Consider the following 17,900-nt stretch of genomic DNA (forward strand, 5'->3'; position numbering starts at 1 on the left):
CGGGGATTGCCGAAGGCCGACCGCGCCGCCCTTCTCGTTCGCGTACGCGAGATGCCACCCTTCAATCCCGTCGCGATATCAGCGATTCAAGCTCAAAAAGAGCAAATAATTGCTAGAATCGGCCGTCATGATGAGTAGTGAGGAGATGTTGCGGGCGACGGTGGCCGCGCTGTTGTCGCGTACGGGTGAGCGGCAGGCCGAGCTGGCCGCCGGAATCGGGCTGAGCCCGACGGGGCTCTCGCGTCGTCAGTCCGGCCGCGCGACATGGTCGCTGGAGGACGTGGACCGGCTCTCAGCGCACTGGGGCATCGCGGTGCCGGATCTGCTGGGGGGCATCTCGCACGCGGTCGAGTGCCTGCCCGCCGACCGCCTCCCCACCAGCGCCCAGGCCACCACCTCCGCGCCCAAGGCGTCGGCCGCCGGTCAACTCCCTCTTCCTGCCGGGCCGGAGGAGTCACCAAAGGTGTCACCCGCCCCTCCCGACACCGAGCCGGACACTCCGCCCGCTCCGGCCCCCGAGCAGCAGCCGGCCACCGCCCCGGCCACTGCCACTGCCACTGCCCCGGCCCCGGCCCCGGCCCCGGCCCCGGTGCCGGTCGCTGCCCTGCCGGCTGCGCCGGTGGGTGCGCCTGTTGTGGCGGCGCCGGATCCGGGGCAGGCCGGCACCCCGGAGCCGTGTGTGCTGTGCGGCAAGGGCACCACCGCCCGCGCCGCCGGACAGCCGCAGCACATGTACGGCCTGTGCGTCGGAGGCCAACTCCCCACCACCCTCGCCCCGCAGACGCCCCCCGCCCCGGCACCAGCCCCCGCCGCGTCGGCCGTCACTGACGCCGGAACGCCGCCGGCGCCTTCGCCGTCTCCTCCGCGCCGCACAGCCGGCTACGCCGAAGGCGATCTGGGCACCACCATCACGGCAACGGTCGCGCGGGTGCTGCGCGAGCACGACGGCGACACCGACGCCGCCCGGGCCGCGCTCGTCAAACGCGCGATCCCCGACGTGATGGCCCTGTTCGCACAGTCTCGCGCCACCGGCCGCTACGAGCACAAGGACTTCCCCCCGACCGAGGACATCCTCAAGAAGCGGACCCAGAAGGGCGCCGACGCGATCTGGGAGGGCCGCCCCAAGTGGCACAACACCACCCTGGTGGCCGCCGTGAAAGCGGGCGACCACGCCGCCCTCGACATCACCGCCCTGGACGCCAACGCCGCCTACCTGTCCGCATGGAAGACCCGCCTCCCACTCGGGCGCCTCGTCCACGACACCAGCGGCCTCCACGACCCGAAGAAGGCCGGAGTGCACCTGATCATCCCACCCGCCTGGGACCACACCGACCTCCCCTCACCCCTGGGAGCACGGATGGAACCCGGCGACCTGTGGGTGACCGAACCGACCCTGCGCCTTCTCCAACGCTGCGCGAAGGACGGCCTGTGCGAGGCCCCGGTCATCCGCGAGTCCTACGTGTCCGGCAGCACCGAGGGACTGCTGGAGAAACTGCGCCGGACCCTCGCGGAAGCCCGCGCCACCGCCATCGCCACAGATGACACACTCACGGTCGAGTACATCAAGGCGATGTACTCCAAGTTCGTCTCCACCATCGGCGAATCCTCCACGAACCGGGAGATCCGCCGCCCGGACTGGATGCACATCATCCGCTCCCAGGCATTCGCCAACCTCTGGCTGAAAGCCCACAAGGCCCGCACCGGCGGGCTGACGGTGGTGCAGATGTCGGGCACCGACGAACTCCACATCGCAGGCGACTGGAAAACGGTATTCGCCGAGGGCCGGGGACTCGCGGACATGAAGACCAAAGAGACCTACACCCTGGGGGGTAAGCCGTGAACCAGTCAGAGCGCGAGTGGGGGATCTGGCGCAAGTACGGGGCCCGGGGCATGCGGGGCGGGGACGCGCTCGCCCACGAACTGGAGCGCATCGTGCGCGCCCACGGCATCGCCTCCCTGGTCACCTCCCGGCGTGGCCTCAACGCCCGGCTGCGGTACCTGGACAGCCCGGCCGGTGCCGCCGCGCTGCGTGAGGCCGGGGTCCGGCCGCGCACCCTGCGCGACTGGCGGGCGGGCCGTACGACTCCGTCCCGGGCGAGCCGGGAGAAGATCGAGGCCGCCTACCTCGACCGCCGCCGCGACAACCTGATCCGCTCGGGCTGGATGAAGCGGCACCTCAACAACCAGGGCCGCGGCTCCCGTATGGAGATCTACCCCGTGGACCAGTCCGCCGTCCCGGAGAAGTACCGGCGCCCCAACGTCCAGGACCGCACCATCCAGGTCCGCTACATCTGGGACGACGCCGTGGACGCCTGGCAGGCCGGGGACGCGGACACCCTCGGCGAGATCTGGGACGACGTCATCGCCGACCTCGACTCCGACTGGGTCGCCTACGCCTACGTATCCGGCATCGGCATCAACGCCTGAAACATCCTGACGCTCTCCAGCAACTGCGCTCCGCCGCGCTGACGATGCACGACGGCCCGGTGGATGCCGCCGACCGAACAGACACAAACGCTGCGGCGCCAGGTATGGCGGCCGGCGGAACGAAGGATGTTCCTTCGTAGGCCGCTCCGGAGCTGAGCAAACTCATCTTGCGCCGTCGACCAAGGCGGGCTCGATTTCCGTTCCTCGTCAAGACCTGCTCAGGGCCGGGCGGCCGACCACTGCCTGAACGAAGCAGGCAGTGCCGCCAGGACATCACTCTCCTGCGGGGTCCACGCCAACGCGCCCCTCGCAGCGGCGGAGTCGATGACCTCGTCACGGTCGAAAATCCGGTACACCGGCTTCTCGTCCTCAACCGGGGCGAAGGCCAGGGCGTCGGCGCTGCCGGCCGCCCGGGCAGCGGCTTCGGCGACAGCCAGCGGGGCCGCGGGATGGGCGTCGGCCAGCAGGTAGGTGCGCCCGTCGTGCTCCTCGGGCGCACGCAGTACCGCCGTGTACGCCCGCGCCAGGTCCTCGACGTGAATCCAGGACCACACCTTGTCCCGCCGTCCCCGGTGCACCGGCCCGGAGGATCGGGCCTGGCGGAACCAGTCCCCGACGATCGAACCGCGTGCATCACCGCCGTGCACCATCCCCGGCCGCAGCACGGTGTGCGGCAGCCCGGCACTCCGCAGTTCGGCTTCCAGCCGAGCACGGAGATTGCCGTTGTCGACGGGGGTCTGAGGCGTCAGCACCGCATGGGCGTGCTCACCGTAGACCGAGCAGCCGGTCGTATACACCAGGTGCTGGCGGCGACCGGCGTCGGCGAGAGCGCCGAACAGAGCACGATCGGCGCCGACGGGATCATCCGGGTCGAAGGCGGTGTGGACCACGGCGTCCGCACCGGCGAGCATCCCGCTGAGCACGGCACGGTCCGCGAGACGTCCACGCAGCGGCCGGACACCAAAGTCCCGCAGCGCCCTCGCCCTGTCCGAGCCCGGATCCCGCGTGAGGGCAAACACCTCATGCCCCGCCTCGGCCAGAGCAACCGCAACCGCATTCCCGACATAACCGGTTGCCCCTGTGATCAGTACACGCATCCCAAGAGACTAACTGTTGCGGGCCAGGAGGTTGTTGACGTGAGAGCGACTACACAGCTTCGAGTCCTTCAGCCAGAGCAGTTGACAAGGCTGAGCAGCACGGTGGTGATGGCCGATCGGGCGCTTTCAGGACTGATCGTCCCGCGAGCGGCCGCATGGCCAAGTGCGTCCGCGGCGCCTATGAATGCGATCGCTGCTTCCTCGTCGAGGTCCGCGGCACCGTCGGCGCTTCGCATCCCTTGTCGGCAGATGTCCACGTAGCGGCGTTCAGATTCCCGCCTAGCCTTCTCGAGGTCTGGTGTGCCGACCAGCGCGGCCACCACTCCACCGAGTTCGGCGCCTTGGGAGACCATGCACGCAACATGAGCCGTCGCGATCGCTTCGACCCGCTGCCGTAGATCCGGCGGAGTGTGCGCAATCGCAGCACGCAGGTCAGCGAGGTGTCGATGGTCGAAGTCCTCATACAGCGAGAGGAGAAGCGCCGAGCGCGAGGAGAAGTGATCGTAGACGACGGGTTTGGAGATCCCTGCCCTGCCGGCCAGGTAAGCGAGCGTGAGCGCGTCTGTACCCTCAGTGGCGATGACGTCACGGGCAATGCCGACGAGCTGGGCTCGCCGGTCGGCGCTGGAGAGTCTTCGCCCGGTCATGGCCAGCAGTCTCTCACCCGCATGTAACCTACTAGTAGTAGGTTACATGCGGGTCAAAGGAACTCTCGATGCACACATTGCTGGTCGCCACGAACCCAGACCCCCAGTCCCTGACGCATCACGTACTCGGAAGAACCGAGGCAGCACTCCACCCCGCGTCAGTTGAGGTCGCCGACCTGTCCAAGGAACGGTTCGACCCCAAGTTCACCCTGGCGGACCGCCGGGCATATCACGAGGGGGACAACTATCCAGCCGACATCGCCAGTGAGCACCATCGCCTCGAACGCGCCACCGACCTCGTATTGATCTTCCCCGTGTACTGGTGGTCAATGCCTGCACTGCTGAAGGGGTGGATTGACCGTGTCTTTATCAACGGCTGGGCCTTCGAGTACTCCCCGACTTCGGGTCTGCGACCGAAACTTCAGACACTCACCACGCACCTTCTGCCCATCGCCGGCGACGACTCGGGCGCATACGAGCGCCATGGGTACGAGAAGGCAATACGGACACAGATCGAGCACGGAATCATCGACTACTGCGGCAGCCGGCGCGGCGCCACAGCATTCATCCACGAGTCCGAGCAGGATTCCCCTGAGGCCACAGCGCAGAGCGTCGACCAGGCGGTGCGGACCATCAGTGGAGCCATCCATGCCCGCTCGACGCGAGCATGACCACGCATCCGAACGCACCTTTGCCTGCCGAGGGACGTCGACGGCTGATCGAGCACTGTCGGACCCCTCCGATCACCCCTTGTCGCCGCCGAGATGGGAATCTCCCGGGCATGCGCGTCGAAGTGGGTGAACCGGTGGCGCCGTCACGGAGACCTCGACCTGCTCGACCGCCCCTCGACCCCGCACCGCAGTCCGCGTGCGACACCGGCGTGGGTGATCGAGAAGACCGAACCCTGACGGCGGAACGAGAAGTGATCCGCGCAGCGGATCACTCACGAGCTCGCCGCACCCGGGCACACGCCCAACCGCCGTACAATCACGCGGCACTTGACCAAGCCGGGTCTGGGACACCGCCGGTTCCTCGGTCCCTGCGGTGACAGCAACCGGGAACCGGGCAAGACCACCGCTCGCTGGCCCGGGCACATGGCGCATCTGGATGCGAAGAAAGCCGGCCGGATTCCCAAGCGCGGCCGGCCCCGGCGCCGCCCCGACACCGTGCTCGGTGACCGCGGCTACGACCACGAGAAGTACCGCAGCCTCGTCCGCGTACTCGGCGTGAAGCCACTGATCGCGCGACGCGATACCGAACACGGCTCCGGACTTGGCACCCAACGCCGGGTTGTCGAACGCGCCTTCGCCCACCTGCACTGGTACCGCCGTCTGCGGATCCGCTGGGAGATCCGCGACGACATCCACGAAGCCTTCCTCATGCTGGGATGCGCACTCATCTGCTGGCGACGCCTGTCACAGTCGACCCGAGTCCTTGTCCTCCTGCAGTAGCCATTCCCTGACCGAAGGAACCCGGTCGAGCAGCTGACTGACCTGCATGCCTTCTTCGCGCGAGGTCACCCTCGGCAGCAGGGCGAAGTCTTCGGGAAGCACGTCCAGATAGCTCACCACGCGGTCTCCCGCACGCAGAGTGGTCAACAGCTCGCACCGCAGCTGACGCGGAACGTCCGGCAAGCTGTTCCACAAGACCGGCCACAGGTAGTGGGCTCCGTCATGCGCCGCATTCGCTTGCACCCACGCCGGGTCCAACCGCGAGTTCAGGCTGAGGGCACACGCGCGCTCCTCCAGCCTGAACAGCGAGGCCGAATCGATGACTTTCACCTCGCGAGGCAGCGGCGGATCAAAGTGCATCACCCCATGCTGCCCGACGACACCTCACACCGGGCAGTCGACCCCAGAAAGTCATTCCGTTAGGAGTTCTAAGGCACAGCGCCCAAACGAGTGAACCTCCGGGTAGTGCAGGCGTGAAGTACGCACATCTCGAGCCCCCAGCGCACAACCCGAGCCGGGCCACTCCGTGGCAGGCCGAAGTGCGGCGGCTCCCTTGTCGTTTCGGCAGCAAGCTGGGCGGCCCCGTACTGCCGTTGAGGGTGCAGTGCCTCGACCAGGTTCGCGACGTCCTCGCCCGTGCGCGTGGTGAACAGGCCGCCGGGCGGGAGGAGCGGGGCACCTTGGACGGTTCTCATCGGCCGAGAGACCTGCGTCCTGGTAGTCGTCCGCGAAGCGGCAACACGCGGCAACCGTCCGCAGAAGCGGTGGTTGCCGTGGTGGTCCAGCACCGTCGCGCCGACCTGTTCGAGCTCGGCCAGCCAGCGGGCCCTGTCTTCGTCCGTGCGGCGGGGCCGGGCGCCGAAGGCGACCAGTCTGCGCCCCGCTCCGAGGTGTCCGGCTTCGTCGGCGCGGATCTTCGACTGTGCCCGGTCCGAAGCGCGCGGGTTCCAGGAATCTTGATAGGCCAAGCCCTGGAACCCGCTCGTGAGTCGCGACAGCCGCGCCAGTTGGCAGGCGGGTTCTCGGCTGCACGCGCCCCCGAACTTGCCTGCTCGTGGTTCACAGGAGCACTGCGCCGAGTGTCCTCCAGAACCACCGTGTCCTGGACATCGATGCGGAGCGGCACAGTGCCATCGGGACGGACGAGCTGTGCTTCCGTCGTGTCCAGATCCACGGACACCCCGACAGCGCCCGTGTCGGGGTCCAGATAGGTGAACACCGTCACGCCAGCGACCTCGATGCAGGGCAGGTCATCGTTGCCGGCCATCGGATGGAAGACGGCCTTGAAGTTGGCTTCCTCGCACCCCTTGGCGTCACAGGAGTTGCCGGGCGGCACGATGCGCGTCCCGGCACGGCTATCGATCTCTTCTTCAGGCGGTAACCCTCATACCGGCTGTTCCCGCGGTTGGGGCTGTAGTAGAGCTGAACGGCTTCGCCGAAGCGGGCGAGCCGTTGTGCGAGCTGTACGGCGGCCGTCTCGCGGTCGTGATCTGTGGCGTGGTTCGCCGCGGGATCCCACTGGGCGGCAGCGTGCAGCAGCTCGGGCAGTCCGGCGTCGAGCAGCGTCTTCAGGGCGTCGGGGGCGGCGACCAGGGCGGCGACGGCCGCACGGGCGTCGGTGACCGCCTCGGCGGCATCCTGCTGAGAGTCGACGTCGGTCGGGCTGTGCGGGACGGGGAGACCGGCGATGAGTGCGTGGCGGTCGTAGATTGGAAGTCGGTGTGCGTCCAGGTTGCGTGCAGGGTGGGCTCTCCTGGTGTCACGCCAAGGGGTTCGTAGGTGACCGGCAGGTCCGGGCTGTCCCCGAAAGCACGGCCCGCCGCACCTCATCACGAACGAGTGTTCTCCGGCTGGCGGAGCGCATCAGGCGCGGCGGCGAGGGAGGCGGAGATCGTCCGACGGAAGCGAAGATTCTCCTTCCGTCTTTTCCCGCAAACTTAGAATTCCCTAAACCGTATTGCCTTTTCGCAGAGCAACGGGAACCCTTTCGAAGTGAGGCAATCGCGCCTCGGGCGGCCCTGGGGGCACGGCTGTCACGCGTGCTTTTCGACTAGGAGTCGCAAATTCGACTCAGGGGGAAACCATGAGGATCGGAAAATGCGGCAACATTGGTGCCGGCGTTTTGCTGTTAGCGGCACTGGGCGTCCTCGGGGTGCCTACCGCGCAGGCTGATGACCGCGTGACGGCAAGTGAAGGTTCGCCGGCCATAGCAGCGGACTGGCACTACATCTACACTGCGGACGAGGGGGACACGGGAGGACAAGCTTCAATCCAGTTCGACGGCGACAAAGTCAAAATATGGGATCGCCAGGACGACGGGAAGGATGTGCAGTTGGACGTCTGGAACGTCAGCAACGATCCCGACACTCACGAGTACCGGCTGCGAACCGAGACCGGCTACGGAGGCACAGGGTCCGTGGACGCCGGTGATGGTCAGCCATGGAACCTGGCCGAAGGGGACTGCTTCCGCTTCCGCATTCGGCTGGTGGAGCCTGAGACCAAGGACGACGTAGTCCCAGGCTCGACATATTCCGAGCAGGTGCGGAACCACAACTCAGGCGGGGCGCGCCAGTGCAGCGGTGTCGAGTGAAGCTCGCGCCAGATGACTGATCACCGGTGAGTGCATTCTCCGGCCACGGGTGATCAGCCACCGGCTCAGCCTGGGGTGCTCCGGGAACCGAGGGCAGGACCCCGGGCTGGCCGGCTACGCGATCTGTGCACGGGTGTCCCACCGCAACCTGGCACGCCATCACCGACACCCACCAACCCACCAACACCGAACCAGCACACCGCAGGTGGGCTGTTACGGTGACCGCATGACGACGGACGCCGTCTCACCGGCGATCTCGCATCGGTACCCAGGGCCGAGTTCGCCTTCCCCGGCCCGCTGCGCGACCAACTCGTTGCGGCGATCCTCAACGGTTCCAAGACTTCCACGACACACTCGTCCAGACAGAGCAGGTCAACGCGTCCCTAGCGGGCGATGGTGCGGGCGAGGTTTCCTCTCGTCCGCGGCCTCGGCGAGTTCGTTCACCAGGTTGACGGTGGTGGTGTAGCAGACACGGAATCCCGCTTCGGCGATCGCGGTTCCGATGCCGATCAGCAGGTGGGACTTGCCGGTGCCGCTGTCACCGATCAGGCAGAGCGGCTGGTTGGCCTTCGCCCAGGCCGGATCGGCCAGCGTGCCCACCAGTTCCGGGGTGACGTTCGGGTTCTCCGCGAAGACGAAGTCCTCCAGCCGCTTGGGCCTGGGGAAGTTCGCTTCCCTGACCAGCCGCTCCTTGCTCGGGCGCCGTGAGGTCGAGCGCCAGACGGGCCAGAGCCATGGAGCCGTGCACGCAGCCGCCCGAGCAGGAGACCAGGGCGCTGCGCGGGCCTCCGCGCCGCGCATACAGGGCGTGCCGGGTGGGCGAGGCGAACTCCTTGGTATGGACGGCGGCTTGCTCCGCGTCCGGGCGGTCACGTAGAAGCCAGAAGCCGGTCGCCTCCCCCTCGTCGAAGGCCCGGCCCATCGAGACCCCAGGAGCGTTGCGCACCTCGCGAAAAGAGACAATGACTGGTTCAGCACCCCACAGGGGTGTCAGGAACAGTCGTTCGTGTCCGGCCGCCGGGTCGCTGAAGACATGCCTCGGGTCCGGCTGGAGGGGGACGGAGCGGGCCCGCAGGACGGGGGTCCCCCGCGGCCACTCCAGTTCGGCTCCCTGCAAGTGCTCTCGCTGGACCGGGCAGGAAGAACAGGCACCTTCCATCGTGCACCGCCCGTACCCGCCCCACCGCTGACGGCCGGTCATGCTCTCGTACAGCGTGACGTACTTGGTCGGGAGCAGCCCGCACTGGTCGCGAGGACGGCCCACGTGTGCGTTCAGGGAAAGCCGGTTCCCCCCGTGGTCGGGGCGGTCCGGTTCAGGCAGATAGACAGGCATGTAGTCCTCCGGTCGTGACGGGACGGGCCGCCCCGGCGCCGTGGCGCAGCCCGCCGCTGATGGGCAGCGAGCCTGGGAGCGCGCCCCGGCGAAAGCGTTCAGAAGAGGGCAGGTGGACTCGGGAACGGGGGGGCGGGTGCGGGCGGGTGGGGGCATGTGGAGCCGGTAGCGCGGGCTGGCGGTGGCACGGCGCACGAGCTGGGGGGCTCCGGCGTCGAGCCAGCGGGGCGGGTAGAGGGCGCGGACGAGGGCCCATACGCGGGCGCTTTCCTGGCCGGCGGGACCGAGCAGGGGCAGGAGGGTGCGCCACCCGGGAAACGCGTGGTCGTGGGTGTCCTCGACGGCGGCGCGGTCTGCGGTGCGACCGGTGCGCTCCTCGTCCTCCCAGGTGCAGGCGAGGCAGGCCCCGCGGTACTCCTCGGCGTCGTCGCTGGTGCGGCGAGTAAGACCGTGTCCTATGTGGTGAGGCGGACGTTGGTCTGTGTATGGGGCGGGGAACGTGGAGTTGGATTGTTCCGGACGGGTTGTGGGAGGTCGCGAAGCCGCTGATCCCGGCGTCGAGAGTCCGGCCGCAGGGTGGCGGGACGCAGGACACGCCTGATGAGACGGTGTTCGCGGCGATCGTCTATGTACTGGTCAGTGGCTGTGCCTGGCGGTCGTTGCCGCCGTGCTTCGGGATATCGAAGTCGACGGCCCATCGTCGGTTCGTGATCTGGTCGAGAGCGGGCGTCTGGGGCCGGCTACATGAGACTGTGCTGCACCGGCTCGATGACGCCGGCCTCATCGACGTCACCCGTGTCGTTCTCGACTCCGCCCACGTGAGGGCGAAAAAGGGGCGAACACACAGGCCCGTCGCCTGTGGACCGGGGCAAGCCGGGTTCGAAGATGCACGTTCTGTCGGACGCGAACGGACTGCCCCTCCTCGTCGGCGTCTCCGCCGCCAACGTCCACGACAGCGAAGGGCTGAAGCCGATGGTGGCCGGTCACCAAACGAGACACGACCCTGATCGAGGCCGGTACTTCAAACCTCAGCGGCTGCACGCCGACAAAGCCTACGACCGGCCAGACCTGCGCAGATGGCTGCGCGGCAAGCGCATCGGCGTCCGCATCGCCCGCAAAGGCATCGAGTCCAGCGAGCGGTTAGGGCGCCGCGGATGGGTCATTGAACGCGCCATGTCATGGCTGACCGGCTACCGACGCCTCAACCACCGCTACGAATGCGACCCGGGCAACTACCTGGCCTTCCTCGGCCTCGCAGCCGCCCTGTGCTGCTACAAACGACTCATCCGCCTCACCACATAGGACACGGTCTAAGGGCCGGGTGCCCGCACACATGCGGTGCCCGAGACCGCGAACCGGGAGGGGATTCGATGGAGACGCTGACAACCGTGACGGGTGTGCTGGGGTTAGTGGGCGTGGCGGGGGTGCGCGCGGCCCGCGCGTGGATGTGCGCGCGCACCCGTCTGACCGCCCTCCGTCTGGACCCGGCGCACGTCGCCGCCCGCCAGGACGCCACGCTGTCGGGCAGGCTCGTCACCTACGAGCGCGACTGGCGTGCCGCCGCCACCGACCCGAACCAGAACATGGCCTCCTGGACGCGCCACGTCCAGGAGGCAGCGGAGGAAGCCATCGAGCGCCTGCCCTCCCGCCGCCCCAGCGACCGATTCGAGATCCTCAACAGTGTTCTCTCCCACCTCGCCACCTGCACCCGCGCGGCACGGGAGGCCGCCGCCGCAGCACCCGCCGAGCGCCCCCACTCTCCCGTGGACCGAGAACCGGTCCAATCGCTGTCAAATCAGTGAGCCACTCCGTTGGCCTGGCAGGATCGCACACGGGGGGATCCTGAACGACAGCACTGGGTGAACGCGCAGCCGACTGCAACGATCACTGAGGATGTACGGTCGTGCCGAGGCTGCGCTGAAGCCCGAGTCGCAGAAGCTGTTCACCGAGCCGTGCCTGCACGGGCTGCGCGCCAAGTTGTGCGATGGCGCGCAAGGGGGGCCGGCGCTCCCGAAGTGCCGGAGCGAGTCGCCGCATGATGCGGCGGTCGCTGCTGGGTGGCACGAGGCGGCGTCCTGGGCCGGGCAGTGGGAAGGGCATAGATCACGGCAGAGACTTTTTGAGCTCATTGACGAGCAGTCCTCGTTGATGCGTCGACAGAGCTCCTCTTTTGATCCGGGTGGTCCCAGGCTCGCAGAAGGGGGTGAAGCCTGCGATGAGAAGATCCAACTGCTGTGGGTATCGACGGCCCAGCTCTTGGCGAGCGGCATGCTCCGCCTCATGCCAGGGCTTCGCGACGTCTTCTTTCCGCTGCGCGGCAACCCGGCCCAGCTGCCGGACGTGCATCTGGCACTCGCGCCACCGCTGGCCCAGGGCACGGATGAACCTGCGCCGGTTGATGAGCGCCCAGGCGTCCTCCTCCTTCAACGAACGCACAGCCTTCATGTCGAGAGACGTGAGTTCAGTGGTGAACACTGGCTCAAGTCCGGCCAGTTCACAGTGCCGGTCGCGGAGGTGTTCCAAGGCTCCGGCCCATCGGCGCAGGAGCAGCGGGTGCCGAAGCTCGTCACAGCGGTCCTGCTGGTGGGTGGTGTCGCCGGCCGCCAGGGAAGTGAGCTCGTCCGGCGGCGCGGACAGCAGAGCCTGTATTCTCCCGCTGTCGGACGGCGCGTCGATCAGACCTTTTGTGACGGCATCCTCGATGGCGTCAAAAACGTCACGGTAGGACACGTGGTAGAACGGATGATCCGAAGGCAGGCCGCGCCGGGCCAGTTCCTGTGCTCGTAGTTCTAAGTATTCCTCACGGTAGTGCTTGGCCAAGATCGCCAGGGCTGCGAGCCGGGCATCCTTGAGATGCTCACCCAGCATCTCCCAGCCCTGATCTGCGCGCCTTGCTTTCAGAAGCCCGTTGACCTGTCCCATCCGCTGGAGAACGACGCCCCCACGGCGTTTCACTTTCGTCAAGCGCGGATCACCGGTAAATGCCATGCGCTCGATACTCGACGCAAGTTCTCCTGCGCCCGCGTACAGGGCGTCAGCCCACTGCTCAATCCAGTCGTCGCTGTTCAGAGCCTCGGAAACAGTGGAGTCGACGCGACCGTCAGCCTCGGCAACGGCCGTTGAGACCAGGACATCGAAGTCGACCTCCCACCAGCGCTTGAGTTCGAGGTAGGTCATCGCGCGGATCTCGTGGATCTTCAGGTATCGCGGCATGCTGGGCTCTCTTTGATGAGCGCTCCCGGTTCAGGACCATGATGCGGGAACGCGTTCGGAGGCGGACTCGTACGGCCAACCACTACCCTCCCGACGGCCCCTTTCCTCACCTGAGCGGGGAGACCCGCGCCGCTGCCCTCGGCGGTCGCCGAAGTCCAGGTCGGGCGGATCATCATCGACCCAGCCGGGCACTTTGACCAATATCGAACTAAGATTCGATCTATGAGTGGGTGGCGTGCCCGTGCGGGGCCGTGGGCGACCCTGCCCGACGGCCAGCAGCTTGACGTCATCGTCACCGCCCGCGAGCGCACCTCGGACGGCCGGGTGGTTCGCCTGTGAGGCCATCCTGCCCACCCGCTACGAGCACGCCGACCGGCAGAGAGAGGCGAAGGCCGCACCGACCCGGATCACCGTGGCGGCAGACTCCATCACCCCGATTCCCGGCGAGCGCTACGACGCGGTGCCGACGAAGGGTGCGGACGGCAGTGGTTGGCGGTGCGTACTCGGGGTGTGCGGAATGAGGCGCCGCAGTGGTACGTGCACCGGAAGGACTGCTGGCAGGCCCGGGGCGACTGGAAGAGGCGGCTGGTGACGGCGGCGAAGGCGCCGGCCCTGCTGGCGGACATGAGCGCGGCCCGGGTGTGCGACGTATGCCGCCCCGACCGGAAGCCGCGGACCTGGTCGGCCTCCGCCGAGTATGAAGACCGCCGGGATGGATAGCGCAGGCTCTCTGTCTCAGGCTCTGGCGAGTGCTTGGCGCAGGTCGCGGGCGGCGGATTCCTGACGGTTCCGGGCAGGGATGCTGCGGTAGAGGTCGGCTGCGCGGGTGTGGGGTGAGGCCCTTTCGCCATCCGGAGAGGAATTCGGCAAGCGCCGTCGTGGCAGTGCTACAGGCCCGCGCGGCGTCGCCTTCCCGTAGCCAGCAGGCTGCCGCGTCGATGTGCAGCAGGCCGCGCGTCATGCTGCTGGTCGGAGCGGAGAGCTCAAGGGCACGGTCCTGGCTTGCGCGTGTGGCTCTATCGACGTCACACGGTTCTGGCTCAACTTCCGTGCAAGGGCAACTCTGAGTGACGGTTGGCGGCTGCCGGGTGGCGCGAGAAGCAGACCGAAAATAGATCGTGATCGTCGCGGTGGGGCTGACAGTCTCGCCCGTGAGAGAAGTTGTACTCCGGTTGCAGGAGCTGTTGTTACCGGCGATCGCGGACGTCGCGGTGCTGTCGGTAGACGTCGATATCGCGATAGTCCGTGTTGACGCGCAAGGCACTTCGCCGGGCGCCGCCTGCCCGCAGTGCGGCATCTCGTCGGCTCGGGTTCACAGCTCCTACCTGCGGTTTCCTGCCGATGTCCCGAGCGGTGGGCGAAGAGTCGTACTCCGCCTGCACGTCCGGCGCTTCCGGTGTCTGGACAGGGTGTGTCCGCGCCGGACCTTCGTCGAGCAGATACCCGGCCTGACCCGGAAGCACGGCCAGCGCACCGAGCGGCTGCGCTCCACGCTCGCTTCGGTAGGTCTCGCCCTGGCGGGCCGGGCCGGTGCCCGACTGTCCGCGGTTCTGGGCATCTCCGTCAGCCGAAGCACGGTCCTGCGCCTGGTCCAAGCCCTGCCAGAACCGGATATCCCGTCTCCTCGGGTGGTCGGCGTCGATGAGTACGCCACCCGCAAAGGCCATGCGTACGGCACCGTGCTGGTCGATGTCGAGACCCGGCGACCGGTGGACCTGCTGCCCGACCGGGAGGCGTCCAGCGTGGCCGGGTGGCTCTCCGCCCGTCCCGGGATCGAGGTCGTATGCCGCGACCGTGCGCCCTTCTTCGCGGAAGGCGCCAGGGCCGGGGCGCCACAAGCCATCCAGGTCGCTGACCAGTGGCACTTGTGGAGCAACCTCGGTGATGCTGCCGAGCGTGCTGTCGCCCGCCATCGCCAGTGTCTGCGCGTCCTCCTGCCCGAATCGGTCGGGAAGGAGGACACGGACGAGCCTGTGCTGTCAGGGGAGACTCCGGCCTCGCCGTGGAAGAGTGAGCGGTTCGCCAACCGCATCCGGGCTAGACACGTCACCGTCCACGCAATGCTCGAAGCTGGCCACAGCCGCCGTTCCATCGGTTGTCAGCTCCATATGACACACCGAACAGTCAAGAGCCTGGCTGACGCCGCCAGACCGGAAGACCTGTTCACTGGCCAGTACCGGTTCAATCGAGCCACGGCCGTTGACGAGTACAAGCCCTACCTCGACAAACGCTGGGATGAGGGATGCACGAACGCCTGGACGCTGTGGGAGGAGATCATCCTGCTCGGCTACAACGGCAGCTACGGCATCGTCAGCGCCTACATCAGGAAGAAGCGCACTTCACCCCGCCCTGTCACCGCCCAGCCGCCAACACCTCGCGCTGTCACCCGGTGGATTCTCAGCCGACCAGAGGCCCTCACCGACACCGAACACACCCGGCTGAAGGAAGTCCTGGCCGACTGCCCTGAACTCGAAGCCCTCACCGGCCACGTTCGGTCCTTCGCCGAGATGCTCACCGAGCGCCAAGGCCACCGTCTCCCGCAATGGCTCGACGCCGTCCGCAGCGACAACCTGCCCAGCCTTCACACCCTCGCGGCCGGCATTGACCGCGATCGCGACGCCGTCATCGCCGGACTCACCTTGCCCTGGAGCTCTGGCGCAGTCGAAGGCCATGTCAACCGGATCAAGATGCTCAAGCGTCAGATGTTCGGACGGGCAGGCTTCCAACTTCTTCGCAAACGCGTCCTATTTGCGTGACAGAGAGTGGCCACGTCACGGAAGTTGAGCCAGAACCACTGGTGGTCGATAAAGCCAGCATCAACGCCTGAAAGCCAGCGGTGCTCTCCGGCTGCTGCTTTCCACCGGTGTTCATCGCCTTCGGGCTGGTGTACTTCATCCTGCTGAAGATTGACCAGCCCTCGGGCCTGGTGCTGCCCCCTGAGTGGCGATTCCGGCCCGGGACCTTGCGGGGCGCATGGTAGTCACGAGCCCAGTTGGTAATCGGCCGCAGTCGTTGCTTGGGCAAGGTCTGAGAGACGCCGTCGCCCTACGCCGACCGGGGTTGTGTCTGGTGGGGTTGTCGTGTGTGGCGTATTCCTGGAAGGCCGCACTGGTACAGGGTGCCGAATGCTCGTTCGAGTCTGGGGGGTTGCGCGCAACGTGCTGTCGGTGGGGTGCAGCACAATGATCCCGGCCCGTCGGGGCTGCTGCTGAACATGGCGGTGGCCCCCTGTGTGCGAGACAGAGGGCCACCTTCATGAAGCACCTCACGATGACCTTGGGAGGCCACCATCAGAGCTACTCCTGAGCCTACGGGCTCGCAGTGTCAGTGCAGTAACTGTCATCGGCTGGACAAGCCGCCCTTCGAGCTGGAGATACCGGGACCTCTTCGCCAGGGCAGGGGGCGTGGGCTGCGTGGAATCGCGGCAACCGCAGCTGACGAAGCGACCCGCGTCGCGGTCAAACTCCTGGGGAACGGGGCACTGCTGGCGCTTGGGTACTGGTACAGCCAGCGCTGAACCTCATCGTCGCCGGAGCGCCCTGTCTCTACTTCTTGGGCTCTCCGGCATGGCGGTCCGCATCTGGTCGTTGAGTTCACCGTCGACTTCGTTGCAGGACGACCGCGACATCGTTTTCGTCAAGGAGCACGCCGGCGGCAAGATCCTGAGTCTGAGGAGTGGCGGGCCTTCGTGAACGAGGTGATCATGATGCTGAAGTTCGACTTGATGCCTCTGTGGCGTGTGCTCGGGCCGCTGTGGTCGGGGCTGGCCGGCTGCTCATCCAGCGTCGGGCAGAGAGGTGGGTGGTGAGCGTTGTCCGCGCGGTGTGGCCCTCACAGCGCTCCAGTTGATGTCGTGGCGCTCCTGGAGCGCGGTCAGGTCTGCGGCGCGGTAGAGGGGCACGCAGGGTGCTGCGCTGCGCCGCTGGTGCCAGGAGCGGACCCACCGCACTGGGGTGAGGAGGCCGGCCCGGACGAGGTGCTGGACGTCGACCTCGCGCACCCCGAGCCGTTCGGCTACCTCGTCGCGGAGCAGCTGCTCGCCGTCGTGGCCGGCGCGTTCGACGGCCACGCGGTCGGTGAGCGCTTCGAGGTCCTGGCCGTCGTAGGCGTTGTTGCCCTTGTAGGGCTCCACGGTGCGCAGGAGCCCCTGCCGGGCCAGCTCGGCCACGGCATCTGGCGTCACGTCCATCCCGAGGCGTTGGGTGAGGTGTTCAGCGGCGCGGACGGCCCCCATGTCCGGCACCGAGCCGGCCGCTTCGACAACCTCGTCCAGGCGCGGGGCGATGTCCTCGACGGTCGCCCTCGACCATCGGCCACGGGCTCGGTCGGGCGCCGGCACCCGGTCGAGTCGGCGGGCGCGGTCGAATTGCCACTCCGGGATCCCGAGGTGCTCAGCTAACTGACGGGGCCCCAAACTGCTGGGCGTCTTATGGTGCGCCATTTCTGTTTCCCTTCCGTCGTGTTGCGGAATTCGCTACCAGTCGAGCGAGGGGCCTGCCATTCGACCGTCGTAGGAACTCGGCCCTTCTCCTCGTACAGAGGCGCTGTCGTATTCGCGGGTGCGGAATTCGCAAGAGCAGGGCGCATCCTCATACATGCTCTTTTCGCAATCCTCGTTCAGGTTGTCGTGTGCCATTTGTTTCCCTTTCCACGGCTCGCCTACAGCGCTTTCCTGTCTCCCTTGGCACTGGATGGCAACCCACTGGCAAAGAAGTCGCTTCTTACGCGTTTTTGAGGCCGTTGAGACCCCTGTTCCGGGGCCTGACTGAGGTGTTTTCCAGTGGCGGAGCCACTGAGTGGTGTAGACCTCTCTGCAAGGGATCCGGAAACGGTTCCGGTGACGTGTCGTCAGGTTTCGGGGGTTGTGGACCATCGTCGGGCGGGTACATACTGTAGCGGTACGGGAGCGTGAGCGGCCACCGGTTCGTCCAGGCCGGCACCGCGCACCGGGGGTGGGGACCGGACCCCCGACCAGTCCCCTCCCCACCAAAACCCCACACCACATGCACAAACAGGCAAGGCCAACCCTCACCCTCCAGCCCGCGTCTTTTGCCTGAACCCGCACACCGCCAACCACCGCACCACCCCGCCGTCACCGAAGGTGGCAGCCCCACCAGACACCCGACTCAGCGGCGCGGAGCG

At 67.3% G+C, this 17,900-nt stretch carries 14 protein-coding genes and 3 pseudogenes; 10 read left to right on the forward strand and 7 right to left on the reverse strand.

From position 1 onward, the window contains the following. The first annotated feature begins 127 nt into the window (after positions 1–127). Both OHB04_RS40160 and OHB04_RS40165 read left to right on the forward strand, forming a co-directional pair. On the forward strand, positions 128–1,840 hold the full coding sequence (locus OHB04_RS40160; protein WP_326806457.1) for an acyltransferase: 1,713 nt from the start codon (positions 128–130) through the stop codon (positions 1,838–1,840). Positions 1,841–1,890: 50 nt separating this feature from the next. Further along, a complete protein-coding gene (locus OHB04_RS40165) occupies positions 1,891–2,427 on the forward strand; it encodes a hypothetical protein (protein ID WP_326809371.1) in 537 nt (178 codons plus the stop codon). 218 nt (positions 2,428–2,645) lie between these two features. Here OHB04_RS40165 and OHB04_RS40170 read toward each other — a convergent pair whose 3' ends face one another. Both OHB04_RS40170 and OHB04_RS40175 read right to left on the reverse strand, forming a co-directional pair. Beyond that, positions 2,646–3,524: an NAD-dependent epimerase/dehydratase family protein gene (locus OHB04_RS40170; protein ID WP_326806456.1), complete on the reverse strand. Its 879-nt coding sequence runs from the start codon at positions 3,522–3,524 to the stop codon at positions 2,646–2,648. Positions 3,525–3,592: 68 nt separating this feature from the next. After that, positions 3,593–4,171: a TetR/AcrR family transcriptional regulator gene (locus OHB04_RS40175; RefSeq protein WP_326806455.1), complete on the reverse strand. Its 579-nt coding sequence runs from the start codon at positions 4,169–4,171 to the stop codon at positions 3,593–3,595. Between the two features lie 68 nt (positions 4,172–4,239). On the opposite strand from OHB04_RS40175, the gene OHB04_RS40180 reads away from it, so the two are divergent. Together OHB04_RS40180 and OHB04_RS42090 are read left to right on the forward strand one after the other, a co-directional pair. Continuing rightward, on the forward strand, positions 4,240–4,842 hold the full coding sequence (locus OHB04_RS40180) for an NAD(P)H-dependent oxidoreductase (protein ID WP_326685682.1): 603 nt from the start codon (positions 4,240–4,242) through the stop codon (positions 4,840–4,842). Then, a pseudogene (locus tag OHB04_RS42090) lies at positions 4,839–5,622 on the forward strand (transposase). Before OHB04_RS40180 ends, OHB04_RS42090 begins: the two are co-directional and overlap by 4 nt. On the opposite strand, the gene OHB04_RS40195 reads toward OHB04_RS42090, so the two are convergent. After that, the gene (locus tag OHB04_RS40195; RefSeq protein WP_326685681.1) at positions 5,587–5,982 is read right to left on the reverse strand and encodes a hypothetical protein; all 396 of its coding nucleotides are present in this window, start codon (positions 5,980–5,982) and stop codon (positions 5,587–5,589) included. The pseudogene OHB04_RS42090 and the gene OHB04_RS40195 sit on opposite strands and share 36 nt — an antisense overlap. Positions 5,983–7,705: 1,723 nt before the next feature. Between OHB04_RS40195 and OHB04_RS40200 the strand changes: the two genes are divergently transcribed. Next, entirely contained in the window at positions 7,706–8,212 is a 507-nt protein-coding gene (locus OHB04_RS40200) for a hypothetical protein (protein WP_326685680.1), read from the forward strand. 255 nt (positions 8,213–8,467) lie between these two features. Beyond that, positions 8,468–8,563, forward strand: a pseudogene (locus OHB04_RS40205) (ASCH domain-containing protein); the annotation flags it as partial. A gap of 21 nt (positions 8,564–8,584) precedes the next feature. Here the strand turns inward: OHB04_RS40205 and OHB04_RS40210 are convergent. Together OHB04_RS40210 and OHB04_RS42095 are read right to left on the reverse strand one after the other, a co-directional pair. Further along, positions 8,585–9,013 (reverse strand): ATP-binding protein, encoded by a 429-nt coding sequence (locus tag OHB04_RS40210; RefSeq protein WP_326685679.1) that lies wholly within the window; start codon positions 9,011–9,013, stop codon positions 8,585–8,587. A gap of 709 nt (positions 9,014–9,722) precedes the next feature. Next, a pseudogene (locus tag OHB04_RS42095) lies at positions 9,723–10,016 on the reverse strand (DUF6349 family protein); the annotation flags it as partial. Between the two features lie 14 nt (positions 10,017–10,030). Here OHB04_RS42095 and OHB04_RS40215 point away from each other — a divergent pair. Beyond that, a protein-coding gene (locus tag OHB04_RS40215) for an IS5 family transposase (RefSeq protein WP_326685678.1) occupies positions 10,031–10,847 on the forward strand; the annotation gives its coding sequence in 2 pieces (ribosomal slippage) (positions 10,031–10,380 and positions 10,379–10,847; 819 coding nt in all). 68 nt (positions 10,848–10,915) lie between these two features. Then, positions 10,916–11,347 (forward strand): hypothetical protein, encoded by a 432-nt coding sequence (locus tag OHB04_RS40220; protein WP_326685677.1) that lies wholly within the window; start codon positions 10,916–10,918, stop codon positions 11,345–11,347. A gap of 301 nt (positions 11,348–11,648) precedes the next feature. On the opposite strand, the gene OHB04_RS40225 is transcribed toward OHB04_RS40220, so the two are convergent. Further along, positions 11,649–12,758, reverse strand: coding sequence for a hypothetical protein (locus OHB04_RS40225; RefSeq protein WP_326685676.1), 1,110 nt, complete (start codon positions 12,756–12,758; stop codon positions 11,649–11,651). Positions 12,759–13,253: 495 nt separating this feature from the next. On the opposite strand from OHB04_RS40225, the gene OHB04_RS40230 reads away from it, so the two are divergent. Both OHB04_RS40230 and OHB04_RS40235 read left to right on the forward strand, forming a co-directional pair. Continuing rightward, positions 13,254–13,478: a DUF6233 domain-containing protein gene (locus OHB04_RS40230; protein ID WP_326806454.1), complete on the forward strand. Its 225-nt coding sequence runs from the start codon at positions 13,254–13,256 to the stop codon at positions 13,476–13,478. Between the two features lie 431 nt (positions 13,479–13,909). Continuing rightward, positions 13,910–15,514, forward strand: coding sequence for an ISL3 family transposase (locus tag OHB04_RS40235; RefSeq protein ID WP_442815065.1), 1,605 nt, complete (start codon positions 13,910–13,912; stop codon positions 15,512–15,514). 1,019 nt (positions 15,515–16,533) lie between these two features. Here the strand turns inward: OHB04_RS40235 and OHB04_RS40240 are convergent. Continuing rightward, a complete protein-coding gene (locus OHB04_RS40240; protein ID WP_326685672.1) occupies positions 16,534–17,199 on the reverse strand; it encodes a hypothetical protein in 666 nt (221 codons plus the stop codon). Between the last annotated feature and the right edge of the window lie 701 nt (positions 17,200–17,900).

The sequence above is a fragment of the Streptomyces sp. NBC_01775 genome (assembly GCF_035917675.1).
Lineage (GTDB): Bacteria > Actinomycetota > Actinomycetes > Streptomycetales > Streptomycetaceae > Streptomyces.

Bases quoted from the DNA above. Each gene is read 5' to 3' on its own strand.
- OHB04_RS40195 (WP_326685681.1), bottom strand. From the start codon at position 5,982: ATGCACTTTGATCCGCCGCTGCCTCGCGAGGTGAAAGTCATCGATTCG.
- OHB04_RS40225 (WP_326685676.1), bottom strand. From the start codon at position 12,758: ATGCCGCGATACCTGAAGATCCACGAGATCCGCGCGATGACCTACCTC.
- OHB04_RS40170 (WP_326806456.1), bottom strand. From the start codon at position 3,524: ATGCGTGTACTGATCACAGGGGCAACCGGTTATGTCGGGAATGCGGTT.
- OHB04_RS40175 (WP_326806455.1), bottom strand. From the start codon at position 4,171: ATGACCGGGCGAAGACTCTCCAGCGCCGACCGGCGAGCCCAGCTCGTC.
- OHB04_RS40210 (WP_326685679.1), bottom strand. From the start codon at position 9,013: ATGCGCGGCGCGGAGGCCCGCGCAGCGCCCTGGTCTCCTGCTCGGGCG.
- OHB04_RS40220 (WP_326685677.1), top strand. From the start codon at position 10,916: ATGGAGACGCTGACAACCGTGACGGGTGTGCTGGGGTTAGTGGGCGTG.
- OHB04_RS40180 (WP_326685682.1), top strand. From the start codon at position 4,240: ATGCACACATTGCTGGTCGCCACGAACCCAGACCCCCAGTCCCTGACG.
- OHB04_RS40240 (WP_326685672.1), bottom strand. From the start codon at position 17,199: ATGGCGCACCATAAGACGCCCAGCAGTTTGGGGCCCCGTCAGTTAGCT.
- OHB04_RS40165 (WP_326809371.1), top strand. From the start codon at position 1,891: ATGCGGGGCGGGGACGCGCTCGCCCACGAACTGGAGCGCATCGTGCGC.
- OHB04_RS40160 (WP_326806457.1), top strand. From the start codon at position 128: ATGATGAGTAGTGAGGAGATGTTGCGGGCGACGGTGGCCGCGCTGTTG.
- OHB04_RS40200 (WP_326685680.1), top strand. From the start codon at position 7,706: ATGAGGATCGGAAAATGCGGCAACATTGGTGCCGGCGTTTTGCTGTTA.